Annotated in this window: 11 protein-coding genes; 6 read left to right on the forward strand and 5 right to left on the reverse strand. The window is 73.7% G+C overall.

The window, feature by feature from the left end:
* Positions 1-19 precede the first annotated feature (19 nt).
* Both ACFLFB_RS13795 and ACFLFB_RS13800 read left to right on the forward strand, forming a co-directional pair.
* The gene (locus ACFLFB_RS13795) at positions 20-754 is read left to right on the forward strand and encodes an HAD family hydrolase (protein WP_392542755.1); all 735 of its coding nucleotides are present in this window, start codon (positions 20-22) and stop codon (positions 752-754) included.
* Positions 751-3336 (forward strand): glycoside hydrolase family 65 protein, encoded by a 2586-nt coding sequence (locus ACFLFB_RS13800; RefSeq protein WP_392542756.1) that lies wholly within the window; start codon positions 751-753, stop codon positions 3334-3336. Before ACFLFB_RS13795 ends, ACFLFB_RS13800 begins: the two co-directional genes overlap by 4 nt.
* A 7-nt stretch (positions 3337-3343) precedes the next feature.
* Here the strand turns inward: ACFLFB_RS13800 and ACFLFB_RS13805 are convergent, their stop codons facing one another.
* From ACFLFB_RS13805 to ACFLFB_RS13815, 3 genes are read right to left on the reverse strand one after another with little or no spacing between them, the layout of a single operon-like run.
* Complete coding sequence (locus ACFLFB_RS13805) at positions 3344-3937, reverse strand: GNAT family N-acetyltransferase (protein WP_392542757.1); 594 nt, start codon at positions 3935-3937, stop codon at positions 3344-3346.
* A 34-nt stretch (positions 3938-3971) separates the two neighbouring features.
* Positions 3972-4898, reverse strand: a complete 927-nt coding sequence (gene meaB, locus ACFLFB_RS13810; protein WP_392542758.1) for a methylmalonyl Co-A mutase-associated GTPase MeaB — start codon at positions 4896-4898, stop codon at positions 3972-3974.
* 41 nt (positions 4899-4939) lie between these two features.
* Entirely contained in the window at positions 4940-6139 is a 1200-nt protein-coding gene (locus ACFLFB_RS13815; protein WP_392542759.1) for an acetyl-CoA C-acetyltransferase, read from the reverse strand.
* 138 nt (positions 6140-6277) lie between these two features.
* On the opposite strand from ACFLFB_RS13815, the gene mce reads away from it, so the two are divergent.
* Positions 6278-6721: a methylmalonyl-CoA epimerase gene (gene mce, locus ACFLFB_RS13820; RefSeq protein WP_392542760.1), complete on the forward strand. Its 444-nt coding sequence runs from the start codon at positions 6278-6280 to the stop codon at positions 6719-6721.
* Between the two features lie 147 nt (positions 6722-6868).
* Positions 6869-8356, forward strand: a complete 1488-nt coding sequence (locus ACFLFB_RS13825; RefSeq protein WP_392542761.1) for an MDR family MFS transporter — start codon at positions 6869-6871, stop codon at positions 8354-8356.
* A 3-nt stretch (positions 8357-8359) separates the two neighbouring features.
* Here the strand turns inward: ACFLFB_RS13825 and ACFLFB_RS13830 are convergent, their stop codons facing one another.
* Both ACFLFB_RS13830 and ACFLFB_RS13835 read right to left on the reverse strand, forming a co-directional pair.
* The gene (locus ACFLFB_RS13830) at positions 8360-10354 is read right to left on the reverse strand and encodes a hypothetical protein (RefSeq protein ID WP_392542762.1); all 1995 of its coding nucleotides are present in this window, start codon (positions 10352-10354) and stop codon (positions 8360-8362) included.
* The gene (locus ACFLFB_RS13835; RefSeq protein WP_392542763.1) at positions 10351-11664 is read right to left on the reverse strand and encodes a hypothetical protein; all 1314 of its coding nucleotides are present in this window, start codon (positions 11662-11664) and stop codon (positions 10351-10353) included. The genes ACFLFB_RS13830 and ACFLFB_RS13835 overlap by 4 nt, the downstream gene beginning before the upstream one ends.
* Positions 11665-11832: 168 nt before the next feature.
* Here ACFLFB_RS13835 and ccrA point away from each other — a divergent pair, with 168 nt between their 5' ends.
* Together ccrA and ACFLFB_RS13845 are read left to right on the forward strand one after the other, a co-directional pair.
* Entirely contained in the window at positions 11833-13173 is a 1341-nt protein-coding gene (gene ccrA, locus ACFLFB_RS13840) for a crotonyl-CoA carboxylase/reductase (RefSeq protein ID WP_392542764.1), read from the forward strand.
* A gap of 68 nt (positions 13174-13241) precedes the next feature.
* Positions 13242-14516: an AI-2E family transporter gene (locus ACFLFB_RS13845; protein ID WP_392542765.1), complete on the forward strand. Its 1275-nt coding sequence runs from the start codon at positions 13242-13244 to the stop codon at positions 14514-14516.
* The last annotated feature ends 2 nt before the right edge of the window (positions 14517-14518 follow it).

The raw sequence follows: 14518 nt of genomic DNA on the forward strand, positions 1-14518 counted from the left end.
GTCCCTAGCGTTCACCCACATGACCGGCTCCCCCGTGACCTGGACCGACCACGACGCGGTCCTGTTCGACCTCGACGGGGTCCTGACCCCCACCGCCGAGGTGCACCGGCGGGCGTGGGCCGAGATGTTCGACGCCTTCCTGTCCTCCTGGTCCGGCGCGGGCGACTCCCGCCCCTGGAGCGAGCAGGACTACTACGACCACGTCGACGGCAAGCCCCGCTACGACGGCGTGCGCGACTTCCTCACCTCGCGCGGCATCACCCTGCCCGAGGGCGAGCCGTCCGACGCCCCGGACGCCGAGACCGTGTGCGGGCTGGGCAACCGCAAGAACGACGCGTTCAACGCCGTCCTCGAGCGCGACGGCGTCACCGCCTACCCCGGCTCGATCGCGCTCCTCGACGTCCTGCGCGACCTCGGGATGCCGCTCGCCGTGGTGTCGTCCTCGGCCAACGCCCCCTCGGTGCTCGTCGCCGCCGGCATCGCCGACCGCTTCGTCACCGTCGTCGACGGCCGGGTCGCGGGCGAGCTGGGCCTGCCGGGCAAGCCGGCGCCCGACACCTTCGTCCACGCCGCCGAGGCGTGCGGCACCGCCCCCGCCCGGTCGGTGGTCGTCGAGGACGCGGTGTCCGGCGTGCGGGCCGGCGCGGCCGGCGACTTCGCCCTCGTCATCGGGGTCGACCGCGGCGCGGGGGCCGACGTGCTCACCGCCGCCGGGGCCGACGTCGTCGTCGACGACCTCGGGGAGCTGGCATGAGGCCGAACCGGGTCGAGGCCGACCCGCTCGACCGCAGCCGCTTCCCGGTCGACCCGTGGCGGCTCGTCGAGTGCGACCACGACGGGACCGACCTCGGGGTGACCGAGACCCTGTTCACCGTCGCCAACGGCTACATCGGCATGCGCGGCAACCCCGAGGAGGGGCGCAAGGCCTACGAGCACGGCACCTTCGTCAACGGCTTCCACGAGACGTGGCCGATCCGCCACGCCGAGGGGGCCTTCGGCTTCGCCCGCACCGGCCAGACGATCGTCAACGTCCCCGACGCCAAGCTGATGAAGCTCTACGTCGACGACGAGCCCCTCGTCATCGGCAGCGCCGACCTCGAGCACTACGAGCGCTCCCTCGACTTCCGCGACGGCGTGCTGCGCCGCTCGGTGGTGTGGCGGACGCCCTCGGGCAAGCGGGTGCAGGTCGACTCCACCCGCATGGTGTCGATGACGCAGCGCCACCTGGCGGTCCTCACCCTCGAGGTGACGATGCTGTCCGGCGACGCCCCCGTGCTCGTGTCGAGCCAGCTGCTCAACCGCCAGGACGGCGAGGACGAGTACCACGAGCCGGCGCAGAGCAAGGTGGCCACCGCCGACCCGCGCAAGGCGAGCGCGTTCGAGGGACGCGTGCTGCTCCCCCGGCTGCACGTCGCCACCGAGGACCGGATGACGCTGGGCTACCGGTGCGCGAACTCGGGCATGACCGTCGCGGTCGCCGCCGACCACTCGCTGCACACGCAGGACCCGTACGAGACCGTGGTCCGCGCCGAGGAGGACCAGACCAAGCTCGTCTTCCGGGTCGACGCGACGCAGGGCCACACCGTGCGCGTCGAGAAGCTCGTGGCGTACCACACCTCCCGCAGCCTCCCGGTCCGCGAGCTGTCCGACCGGTGCGACCGCACCCTCGACCGCGCCGCCCGCTACGACGTCGAGCACTACCTCTCCGAGCAGCGCGCCTGGTACGACCGGTTCTGGGAGCGCAGCGACGTCGAGATCGGCTCGACCGATGCCGACGCCCCCGCGGTGCAGCAGGCGGTGCGCTTCAACCTGTTCACCCTCGCGCAGGCGGCCGGGCGGGCCGACGGCCAGGGCGTCCCGGCCAAGGGCGTCTCGGGGTCGGGCTACGAGGGCCACTACTTCTGGGACAGCGAGGTCTACGTCGCGCCGTTCCTGTCGTTCACCAGCCCGGACCTCGCGCGCAACCTCATGCACTTCCGCAGCCGGATGCTGCCCGCCGCCCGTGACCGGGCCCGCGAGCTGTCCCAGCGCGGCGCGCTCTTCCCGTGGCGGACGATCAGCGGCGAGGAGGCCTCGGCCTACTACGCGGCCGGCACGGCGCAGGTGCACATCGACGCCGACGTCGTGCACGCCCTCGTCCAGTACGTCAACGCCAGCGGTGACGTCGGCTTCCTCCTGCGCGACGGGCTGCCGATCCTCGTCGAGACCGCGCGCCTGTACGCCGACCTCGGCTTCTGGCGGAACAACGGCGACCGCTCCTTCCACATCCACGGGGTCACCGGGCCCGACGAGTACACGACGGTGGTCAACAACAACCTGTTCACCAACGTCATGGCCCGCTACAACCTCGAGCAGGCGGTGGCGTGGGTCGGCTGGGCGCAGCGCGAGCACCCCGAGGAGTACGCGCGGCTCGTCCAGAAGCTCGGCATCGACGACTCCGAGGTCGCCGAGTGGGCCGACTGCGCCGACGGGATGCACATCCCCTTCGACGCGGGCCTGGGCATCCACCCGCAGGACGACTTCTTCCTCGACCGCGAGGTGTGGGACCTCAGCCGCACCCCGGACGAGCTGCGCCCCCTCCTCCTGCACTACCACCCGCTCGTCATCTACCGCTTCCAGGTGCTCAAGCAGGCCGACGTCGTGCTGGCCCTGTACCTGCAGGGCGACCGCTTCACCGCACAGGAGAAGCGCGCCGACTTCGAGTACTACGACCCGATCACCACCGGCGACTCCACCCTGTCGGCGGTCGTGCAGTCGATCGTCGCGGCCGAGGTCGGGTACCACGAGGTCGCCTACGACTACTTCCTCCAGGGCCTGTTCGTCGACCTCGCCAACCTCCACGGCAACACCGTCGACGGGCTGCACATCGCCTCGACCGGGGGCGTGTGGGCCTCGCTCGTCAACGGCTTCGGCGGGATGCGCGACCACGACGTGCGGCTGCGCTTCGACCCGCGGCTCCCCGCGCAGTGGTCGTCCCTGACCTTCCCGCTCACCTGGCGCGGCACGAGGGTGCGCGTCACCCTCACCCCCGACACGCTGCGGTTCGAGGTCGAGGACGGCGACACCCCCGTGCCGGTGCAGGTCCGGGGCGAGGACCACGACGTCGCGCCGGGCTCACCCGTGGTCGTCGAGCTCGACGGGCACGGCCCGCGCATCGACGGCGTGCTGGGCAACCGCCCGCAGACCGGCGGCACGCGCGCCGACGGCAGCCGGATCACCGCCGGCGTCCCCGACCCGATGCCGCGCGAGGAGGGTGACCAGCCCGAGCACCTGCCCGCGGTGGCCGCCCTCGCCGACCCGGGCGTGGCTCCGGAGTCGCTCATCGGCCCGGAGTGAGGCGGGCTCAGGCGTCGCGAGGCGGCCACCCGCGCCAGCTGCCGGCGTCCACGGCCATGTCGGTCGCGCCGATCGCGATGCCGTCGAAGTGGAGGGCGTCGGCCCGCTGGCCGGTCGCCGCGTAGCCGACCTTCTCGTAGACCCGCCGGCCGCGCGGGTTGTGGTCGAACACCTCGAGGGTGATCCGTCGCAGCCCGAGCCGCTCGAGCCCGTACGCCGTGGTGATGCCGACCGCCTCCGTGCCGATGCCCTTGCCGCGCCCGTCGGGCCCGACGAGGACGCGCAGGTTGGCGGTGCGGGCGCCGGTGTCGACCTCGTTGAGGACGACCTCGCCGACGAGCCGGCTCGTCGCCCGGTCCTCGATGGCGAGGTCGAGCCGGTCGGGCTGGTCGTTGCGGGTGGCGTACCAGTCGCGCAGCCGGTCGTCGAGCTCCTGGCGCTGGTGCGCCTCGGCCGTGGTCTCGACGCTGCCGGTCAGGGCGCGGACGTCGGGGTCGGACAGGATCTCGACCATCGCGTCGAGGTCGCCCTCGCGGAACGGGCGCAGGACGACGAGGTCGCCGGTCAGGGTGGGCTTGGTGGCCAGGTCGAGGGGGGTCACGGGTCGGGAGTCTGCCGCGCCGACGGGCGCCACGTCATCCGGGATCGGGGTGAGTGAGGACGTCCGCCGCGGCGTAGGGGTCGAGCCGGCCGTCGACGACGTCGGCCGCGACGGCCTCCAGCCGCGCCCCGGCCACCCCACCGAGCCGGCGGCGCAGCGCCTCGAGCGCGAGCCCCTCGACCTCGCGCGCGGCCCGTCGGGTGCGCCGCTCGCGCAGCCCGGCGTCGCCGAGGTGGGCGAGGTGGTCGGCGAGCGCGCTGACGACGTCGTCGACGCCGGTCCCGGTCAGGGCCTCGGTGCGCAGCACGGGCGGACGCCACGTCCCGGGCCCGGAGCGGTCGCCCAGCGACACCGCGTGCCGCAGGTCGCGCACCGTGCGGTCAGCACCCTCGCGGTCGGCCTTGTTGACGACGAGGACGTCGGCGACCTCGAGGATGCCGGCCTTCGCCGCCTGGATGCCGTCGCCCATGCCCGGCGCGAGGAGGACGAGGGTCGTGTCGGCGGTGGACGCCACCTCGACCTCGCTCTGCCCGACCCCGACCGTCTCGAGGAGGACGACGTCGCACCCGGCCGCGTCGAGGACGCGCACCGCCTGCGGCGCGGCCCACGACAGCCCGCCGAGGTGTCCGCGCGCGGCCATCGAGCGGATGAAGACCTCCGGGTCGGCCGCGTGGTCGGACATGCGGATCCGGTCGCCCAGCAGGGCGCCGCCCGAGAAGGGCGACGACGGGTCGACGGCGAGCACCCCCACCCGCGCGCCCTTCGCCCGGTAGGCCGCCACGAGCGCGTTGGTCGTCGTCGACTTGCCGACCCCGGGAGCCCCGGTGATGCCGACGACGTGCGCCCGGCCGGTGTGCGGCGCGAGCGCGGCCATCACCTCGCGCAGGGCGGGGTGGCCGTCCTCGACGAGGGAGATGAGGCGGGCCACCGCACGCGGACGCCCCTCCCTCGCGTCGGACACGAGGGAGGGGACGTCGACGCTGCGGGCCCCGCTCAGCGCCGTCAGCCCCGCGCGGGGACCCTGACGACGAGCGCGTCGCCCTGGCCGCCACCGCCGCAGAGGGCGGCCGCGCCGACGCCGCCACCACGGCGCTGCAGCTCGAGCGCGAGGTGGAGCGTGATGCGCGCGCCGGACATCCCGATGGGGTGGCCGAGCGCGATGGCGCCGCCGTTGACGTTGACCTTGTCGTCGTCGAGGCCGAGCTCCTTGGCCGAGGCCAGGCCGACCGCGGCGAACGCCTCGTTGATCTCGACGAGGTCGAGGTCGGACGGCGAGATGCCCTCTCGCGCACAGGCCTTCGCGATGGCGCGGGCCGGCTGGCTCTGCAGGGTGGAGTCGGGACCGGCCACGACGCCGTGGGCGCCGATCTCGGCGAGCCAGGTCAGCCCCAGCTCCTCGGCCTTCGACTTGCGCATGACGACGACCGCACAGGCCCCGTCGCTGATCTGCGAGGCGGAGCCGGCGGTGATGGTGCCGTCCTTGCGGAAGGCCGGGCGCAGGCCGCCGAGCGACTCGGTGGTGGTGTCGGCGCGGATGCCCTCGTCGGTCTTGAACTCGACCGGCTCGCCCTTGCGCTGCGGGATGGAGACGGTGACGACCTCGTCGTCGAAGTACCCGTCCTTCCAGGCGCGCGCGGCGAGCTGGTGGCTGCGGGCGGCGAAGGCGTCCTGCTCCTCGCGGGTGAAGGCGACGTCGCCGGTGTTCGCGGTCTCGGTGAGCAGGCCCATCGCCTGGTCGGTGAACGCGTCCCACAGGCCGTCCTGCGCCATGTGGTCGTGCAGCGTGACGTCGCCGTACTTGAACCCGTCGCGGCTCTTCTCGAGCAGGTGCGGCGCGTTGGTCATCGACTCCTGGCCGCCGGCGACGACGACGTCGAACTCGCCGGCGCGGATCAGCTGGTCGGCGAGCGCGATCGCGTCGATGCCCGAGAGGCAGACCTTGTTGATGGTGAGCGCGGGCACCGACATCGGGATGCCCGCCTTGGCCGCGGCCTGGCGGGCGGGGATCTGGCCCTCGCCGGCCGTGAGGACCTGGCCCATGATCACGTAGTCGACGTCGTCGGCCGAGACACCGGCCTTCTCCAGGGCGCCCTTGATGGCGAACCCCCCGAGGTCGGAGCCGCTGAAGCCCTTGAGCGAGCCGCTCATCCGGCCCATCGGGGTACGGGCGCCGGCGACGATGACGGACGGGTCGGTGGACATGGGAGGCCTCCGGATCTCGGGGTCTGAGGGGTCGTCCTCGACTGTAGTCCCGGCGCCCGACGGTGCCATCCCCGCACGGCGGTGACCCTCGCCACCCGCGCGCGGTCCCCGTCGCCGAGCGCTCCTAGGCTTGGTGCCATGAGCGCCCTGCCCACCGACCTCTTCACCGCCATCGACCACGTCGGCGTGGCCGTCGCCGACCTCGACGAGGCGGTCGCCTTCTACGAGTCGACCTACGGGATGCGCAAGCTGCACGAGGAGGTCAACGAGGAGCAGGGCGTGCGCGAGGCGATGATGGCCGTCGGCGACTCGGGCTCGTGCATCCAGCTCCTGGCCCCGCTCTCCCCCGCCTCGACCATCGCGAAGTTCCTCGACCGCAGCGGCCCCGGCATCCAGCAGCTCGCCTACCGGGTGGCCGACCTCGAGGCCGTGAGCACCACCCTGCGCGAGCGCGGCCTGCGCCTGCTCTACGACGCCCCGCGGCGCGGCACGAGCGACAGCCGTGTCAACTTCATCCACCCCAAGGACGCCGGCGGCATCCTCGTCGAGCTCGTCGAGCCGGCTGCGGGCACCGCGCACTGAGGCCCCACCGGCGCGCGGTGACGCGCCGTCACCCGGAATAACCGGTCGCTCGGCTGGCTTGCGAACCGTAGCCTCGACGCGCTGGTCCTCCCCCGATGACGTGACGGACCGGCGAGCCCCTCCGACTCACTTCGTCAGGACTTCGCCGTGACACCGCCCGCCTCCTCCGCGCCCACCGTCCTGGGTGCCGACGCGACCACCGAGACCCCGGCCGCCCGCCCCACCGGCACGCCGCCGGTCATCCGCTGGCTCGTGCTCGCGACCTTCATCGTCATCCTCAACGAGACGATCATGATCAACGCGATCCCGCGGCTCATGACCGACCTCGCGATCACCGCCCAGGCCGCCCAGTGGCTCTCGACCGCCTTCATGCTCACCATGGCCGCGGTCATCCCGGTCACCGGCTGGTTCCTCCAGCGCTTCGCGACCCGCACCGCGTACCTCACGGCGATGACGACCTTCCTCGTGGGCACCGCGCTCGCCGCGGTCTCCCCCACCTTCGAGGTGCTCCTCGGCGCCCGCATCATCCAGGCCGGCGGCACCGCGGTGATGATCCCGCTGCTCATGACCACCCTGATGACCGTCGTCCCGCAGAGCGACCGCGGCCGGGTCATGGGCAACGTGACGCTGGCGATGTCGGTGGCCCCCGCCATGGGGCCGGCCGTCTCGGGCGTCGTGCTGCAGGCCGGGTCGTGGCGGCTGCTCTTCGTCCTCGTCCTCCCGATCGCCGGCGCCATCACGTGGGTCGGCATGCGTCGCCTCGAGAACGTCGGCGAGCCGCAGCCGGGAGACGTCGACTGGTTCAGCGTGGTCGTCGCGGCCCTCGGCTTCGGCGGGCTCGTCTACGGCCTCAGCCGGTTCAGCGAGGGCGAGGTGGCGGTCCCGGTCGGGCTCATCGTCGCCGGCCTGCTGGCCATCGGCGCGTTCGCCTGGCGCCAGCGCTCGCTGCAGCGCACCGGGTCGCCGCTGATGGACCTGCGCGTGCTCACCCACCGCACCTACACGCTGTCGCTGCTGCTCATGGCCGTGTCGTTCATGGCGATGCTCGGCTCGATGATCCTCCTGCCGCTCTACCTGCAGGAGGTGCGCGGCCTCAGCCCGCTCCAGACCGGCCTGCTCGTCATGCCCGGTGGGCTCGCGATGGGCCTGCTCGGGCCCTCCGTCGGCAAGGTCTTCGACCGCCTCGGCGGGCGCGTCCTCGTCGTCCCGGGCGCGGTCGGCATCGTCGCGGCCCTCACCGGCCTCACCCAGGTCGGGGCGAGCACGCCGTACGCGTTCGTCCTCGGCATCCACGTGCTGCTGTCGATCTCGCTCGCCGCGGTCTTCACCCCGGTGTTCACCATCGGGCTGGGTGCCCTTCCGGCGCACCTGTACTCGCACGGCAGCTCGATGCTCGGCACGCTCCAGCAGGTGGCCGCCGCGTTCGGCACGGCCCTCGTCATCACCGTGATGACGACCCGCGCCGCCACGCTCGTCAGCGGTGGCACCGACCCGGTCGCCGCGCTGCTCGACGGGCTGCGCTCGGCGTTCTGGGTGGGGGCGGGCATCTCGGTGCTCGTCGTCGTCCTCGCCGTCGTGCTGCCCAACCGCCCCGACACCACCGACGCCACCGACGTGCCCGCCGTCGGGCACTGACGGCTAGGTCCCGCTCCGCTCCGCTCGCCCGGCCGCGACGAGGAGCGGGGCGAGGACGACCGCGACGAACGCGGGGATCACCAGCCCCGAGTCGTTGACGGCGAACCCGACGACGGCCAGGACGACCGCGCCCTCGAGGACGACCGTGCCTGCCGCGCTCGGCCGCCACCCGCGCCGCCACGCGACGACGACCACCACGAGCGTGGCCACGGCCATCGCGACCAGTGGTGGCGAGCCGAGGTTGGCGACGTTCTGCGCGAGCTTGCGCCCGACGACGGCACCCGCCTCCCCCGACACGACCGACTCGACGAAGTCGCCGAGGTGGGTGCGGCTGTCGGCGGGGCGCAGCCAGTCGAGCACCGCGACGCCGACGACGAGCACGCCAGCCCCGACGACCGCCGCGATGACGCGAACCGGGGTGAGCCGCAGGCGGATCGCGAGGGCGATGACGAGCAGGCCGCCGAGAAGGAGTCCGGGAGGGCCGCCGAAGTCGGCGCCGAGCGACGGCAGCGCCTCGATGGCGAGGGCGACGACGAGGATCCCGAGGGCGGCGCCCGCCGCGGCCCAGCGGCCGATGCGTCGGCTGCCGGCCACCGCCGCCACGACCGCGAGCACGGCGAGGCCGTAGAGGGCGAACGAGGTGTTCCCGAACCCGTAGAAGCGGCCACCCACCGTGGGGTTCTGGCCGAACACCGAGCCGAGCTGGAGCCGCGAGCCGAGGAGCACGTCGCCGCCGAGGACGAGCAGCGTCACCACCGCGACGGTGAGCAGGGCGCCGAGGGGCCGCCGGCGCTCCACCGCGAGCGCCACGACCGTGACGACCGCCACCGCCACGAGGAGCGCCCCGGCGAACACCGCGCCGGGAGCGACCTCGGTCCACCACGGCACGAGGTTGGCGAGGAACGTCCCCACCGGGAACGCGGCGAGGGCGACTCCGCTGACCCGAACAGCCTGCGGCAGAGGGCGGTCCGTGCCGTCGCGCCACCAGAGGACCGCGACGACCGCGCACCAGAGCGCGAAGGCTGCGGCCAGCCAGCCGGTCACCTGGGGGCTCACCTCGCGCAGCGTGGCCGCGCGCGTCTCGAAGCCGACGCGGTCGGACAGCCGCGTCGCCGCGTCGTCGGTCGAGGGCTCGACGACGAGCGGGCGTCCGGTGAGGGCCTGGTCACCCACGCCGACCCGGGCCAGCACGGTGGCCGTGACGTCCTGGAGCTGGACGGTCGCCGGCTGTCGGGTCGAGGAGGAGGTGAGCGTTCCGGGGCCGAAGCCCGGCCCGGCCGCCAGCAGGGCCCGCGGCCGCACGCTCGAGTCGCCGTCGCCCATCCCGACGACGAGGACGTCGGCCGCAGGGTCGAGGCGGCGAACGGCCTCCACGACGGCGTCCAGGCGCCCGACCGCCTGGCCTCGCTCGGGCTGCTGGTCCGGGAGCGTGCCGCCGTCGACGAGGACGACCGCGCAGGAGAACGCGTCCGGGAGCTCGGCCGACCAGTGGGGCACCGAGCCCGCGCGGTCGGCCGCACCGACGGCGGCGCCGGGCCCCACGGCCTCGACGCACGCCCCGGCGCCGTCGACTGCCGTCCCGAGCGTCCCGGGGCGCGCCCCGTAGGACGCGGCCGACGCGGCGGCCAGGTACTGGTCCCAGAGCGGGACGGCTCCGTCAGCCCCCACCGGGGCCGGCACCCGGCACGGCCCGGCGACGTCGGCGGCGCGGCGCCCGGCGGAGAGGGTGAGCCACCCGTCGACCGCGCACGAGCGGCTGCGCACCGCCCGCACGGTCAGGGAGGCCCCGGCCCCCTCGTCGGCGAGGGCCCGCAGGTTCGGCACGTCGGCGTCCTCGAGGTCGGACCACGCCAGTCCGGGGGCACCGACCACGACGAGGCGCCCGTCGTCGGCCGCCGCCGAGGGAGCCGCCGCGGCCGACGCGGGCAGCGCGCCCTGGCCCGCGAGCGCGACCAGCACCGCCACGGAGGCGAGCAGGCGAGGGAGGAGCCGCGTCATGCGGCCCTCACCTGCTCGTGCCGCGCGATGACGACGAGCGCGGCCGTCCACGCGAGCGGTGCCACCGCCGCCGGGCGCCCGTCGTGCAGCACCTTCTCGGGGAACGAGCCCGCGTCGGTGCGGTGCGCACCGAGCCACTCCAGGAGCGGCTCGGCCTTGCCCTCGTACCCGGTGGCCGCCCACGCCGAGGCGAACAGCGCGGTCTGCGGGGTCCAGCTGACGCCGTCGTTCTTCCACTCGGCCCCGGGCGCGAGGCCGCCGGCGGGACGCATCATCGAGGTCTGGGCGCGGTCGACGGCCGACATCACCTCGATGTCGGCGGTCGTGGGGCCGATGGGCGCCACGAGGAAGGTGACCGCGGCATCCGCCGCCGATCCGCCGAGGAGCCGCGGGTAGCCCATCGGGCCGAACTGCGTGCGGACCTGCCGGGCGAGGAGGTCGGAGGCGCGGCGGGTGCGGTCGGCCATCGCCATCTCCCCCACGAGCGGCAGCACCTGCGTCACGCTGCGCAGGCCGGCGAGCACGGCGGCGGCGGTGCCGAGGGTCAGGGTGGTCTCGACGAGCTCCCAGTAGTCGGAGGACGGGGGCGGCAGGGCGGTCTGGGCGTCGATGGAGGCGAGCAGCCGCCGCGCGCACCGCACGAGCATCGGGCGCAGGGGGGTCAGCAGCTCGGTGGCCCGGTCGGGGGCGGCCGTCGCCACCTGGCCCGCGGACCAGGCCGCCCACCCGGAGCCGTCGAGCTGCGGCACGCGGCGGTCGGGGCGGCGCCCCGTGGAGATGTTGTAGCGCGCCTCGAACCAGCCGTCCTCGCGCTGCACCCGCTGGAGGAAGCCCAGCTGCCGGGCCGCCTGCTCGGCGTGCCCGCACCGGGCCAGCGCGGCCGAGGCGAACGAGACGTCTCGCGGCCAGGCGTAGCGCCACCGGTCGGTCCAGCCGGCCACCGACACCGGCAGCCCGTCGGACAGCACCCGCAGGTCGAGCAGGGCCGAGCGCAGGACGTCGTCGCCGCCGTCGAGGCGCCGCCGCACCCACGGCGCGCACTCCTCGAGCCACGCCAGCTCCTCCTCGACGAGGAGGCTGCTCTGCGGCCGTCCCGCGAGGACCCGCGTGCCCGGGACCACGCGGTCGAGGTGCCCCACGGGCACGAGCTCGCGGGCTCCGCCACCGGAGAACGCCACCGTCTCGCTGTAGAGGGGCACCTCGGCGCGCATGATCCGCTCGGTGATGCTCCAGTACGCGGCCCCCGAGTACGCCGCCGCGCCCACTCCGCCGAGCAGCGCCCGGCGTGCGATGCGGGAGTTCGGGGCCACGACGGCACGGTATCCCGCGCCTCCCCCGGCCGTCCCGAGCACCCCGTGAGCCGGATCACGCCGTGCCCGCCGTCACACGCGCCGGGCAGCCCGCGCGGGTCCCGCTAGTTTCGCCGGAAGGTGTCTGCCGACGACGCTGTCCGACCTCACGCCAAGGAGCACGACCGCATGGACCAGATCCGCGAGGCCATCCTCTCCGGGGACCGCAGCGAGGCCACCTACGCCGGGATCTCCATCCCGCAGGCCTACCGCGCCGCGACGGTGCACAAGGACGAGGTCGAGATGTTCGCCGACCTCCCGACCAAGGAGAAGGACCCCCGCAAGTCCCTCCACGTCGAGGACGTCCCGGTCCCCGAGCTCGCCCCCGGTGAGGCCCTCGTCGCGGTCATGGCCAGCGCCATCAACTACAACACCGTGTGGACCTCGATCTTCGAGCCGGTCTCCACCTTCGGCTTCCTCGAGCGCTACGGCCGCACCTCCGAGTTCGCCAAGCGCCACGACCTGCCCTACCACGTGATCGGCTCCGACCTCGCGGGCGTCGTGCTGCGCACCGGCCCCGGCGTCACCAAGTGGAAGCCGGGCACCGAGGTCGTCGCCCACTGCCTCTCGGTCGAGCTCGAGGACGCCGAGGGCCACGACGACACGATGATGGACCCGCAGCAGCGGATCTGGGGCTTCGAGACCAACTTCGGCGGCCTCGCCGAGCTCGCCATCGTCAAGGCCAACCAGCTGATGCCCAAGCCGGCCCACCTCACGTGGGAGGAGGCCGCCTCCCCCGGCCTGGTCAACAGCACCGCCTACCGCCAGCTCATCAGCAAGAACGGCGCCGCGATGAAGCTCGGTGACCGCGTCCTCATCTGGGGCGCGTCCGGCGGCCTCGGCTCGTACGCGACGCAGATGGCCCTGGCCGGCGGCGCCACCCCGGTCTGCGTCGTCTCCTCCCCCGAGAAGGCCGCGATCTGCCGCGCGATGGGCGCCGAGCTCATCATCGACCGGTCCGCCGAGGGCTACCGGTTCTGGAACGAGGACGACACCGCCCAGGACCCCAAGGAGTGGCAGCGCCTGGGCAAGAAGATCCGCGAGCTCACCGGCGGGCACGACGTCGACATCGTCTTCGAGCACCCCGGCCGCGAGACCTTCGGCGCCAGCGTCTACGTGGCACGCAAGGGCGGCACGATCGTCACCTGCGCCTCGACCTCCGGGTACATGCACGAGTACGACAACCGCTACCTCTGGATGAACCTCAAGCGGATCGTCAGCTCGCACTTCGCCAACTACCGCGAGGCGTGGGAGGCCAACGAGCTCGTCAACCGCGGCCTCATCCAGCCGACGCTGTCGAAGACCTACCGCCTGGAGGACGTGGGCCAGGCCGCGCTCGACGTCCACCGCAACGCCCACCAGGGCAAGGTCGGCGTCCTCACGCTCTCCCCGGAGGCCGGGCTCGGCGTCACCGACACCGAGAGGCGCGAGCGGCTCGCCCCGGCCATCAACCGGTTCCGCGACGCCTGAGAGCGCGCCGGTCGCGGCGTCCGGGCCGTGCCGCACCGCGCCACTAGGGTGGCCGCGGGAGGTGCGACGTGGACGTGTCGAGGTTGTGGGCCCCGGTGACCCGGTGGGGCGATTTCCGACGCCGCCAGCTGGCCGCGCTCGAGGAGAGCAACCGCATCGCCGCGCAGGCGGTCGACGACGACGGCTCGCCCGCGCCCGCCGGCGACCCCGGTCCTGGTCCCGCGCCCACCCTCGGTCCCGGCCCGGCCACCGGTGAGGGCGCCGGCAGCGTCCCGGTCGCGCCCTACGGCATCGTCGGGCAGCCGCTCAACCGGCACTCGCCGTTCTACATCGGCTTCTACGGCGCCACCGGCGCGATCCTCGCGGTCGGGCTCTGGCAGCTGGCCGGGCGCATCACCACGACCCTCACCGTGCTCGTCGTCGCGTTCTTCCTCACCCTGGCGCTCAACCCGATCGTCGACTGGCTCGTGGCCCGGGGGGTCCGGCGCTCCGGGGCGGTCGGGAGCGTCTTCCTCGGCCTCATCGTCGTGTTCGTCGTGCTCGGCTTCCTCGTCATCCCCCCCGTCGTCGACCAGGGCGGGCAGCTGGCCCAGCAGGCCCCCTCGTACGTCCAGGACGTCCTCAACAGCCGGTGGGTGCGCGAGCTCGACAAGAACTACGACGTCATCGACAAGGTGCAGGCCGAGCTGACCCAGCGGATGTCCGACCAGCAGTTCCTCGAGGGGGTGCTCGGCGGGATCCTCGGGGCGGGGCGCGCCGTCGTCACCGGGGTCTTCCAGGTCCTCACGGTCCTCGTGCTGACGCTGTACTTCATGGCCGCCTTGCCCCGGGTCAAGCAGAGCCTCTACGCGATGGTGCCGTCCACGCGCCGGGCGCGGGTGGTCTCGCTGTCGGAGGAGATCATGCGGCGGGTCGGCTCGTACGCCATCGGCCAGGTCTCCATCGCGACCTTCAACGCGATCATGTCCTACATCATGATGTCGCTGCTCGGCATCGAGTACGCGGCCGTCCTCGCGGTGTCGGTCGGGTTCCTCGGGCTCGTCCCGATGGTCGGTGCCACCCTGGGCGCCGTGCTCGTCTGCCTCGTGGCGTTCTTCGACGAGCCGCAGAAGGCGGTCATCGCCGCGGTCTACTACCTCGTCTACCAGCAGATCGAGAACTACCTCATCGCCCCGCGGATCATGCAGCGCACCGTGTCTGTCCCCGGTCCGGTCACCATCGTCGCGGCGCTCACCGGTGGGGCGCTGCTCGGGATGCTCGGGGCGCTGCTCGCGATCCCGGTCGCGGCCGGGCTGCTGCTGCTCTACGAAGAGGTGCTCGTCCCGCGCCAGCGGCGCGTCTGACG

The organism is Oryzobacter telluris (assembly GCF_043099285.1).
GTDB classification, from domain to species: domain Bacteria; phylum Actinomycetota; class Actinomycetes; order Actinomycetales; family Dermatophilaceae; genus Oryzobacter; species Oryzobacter telluris.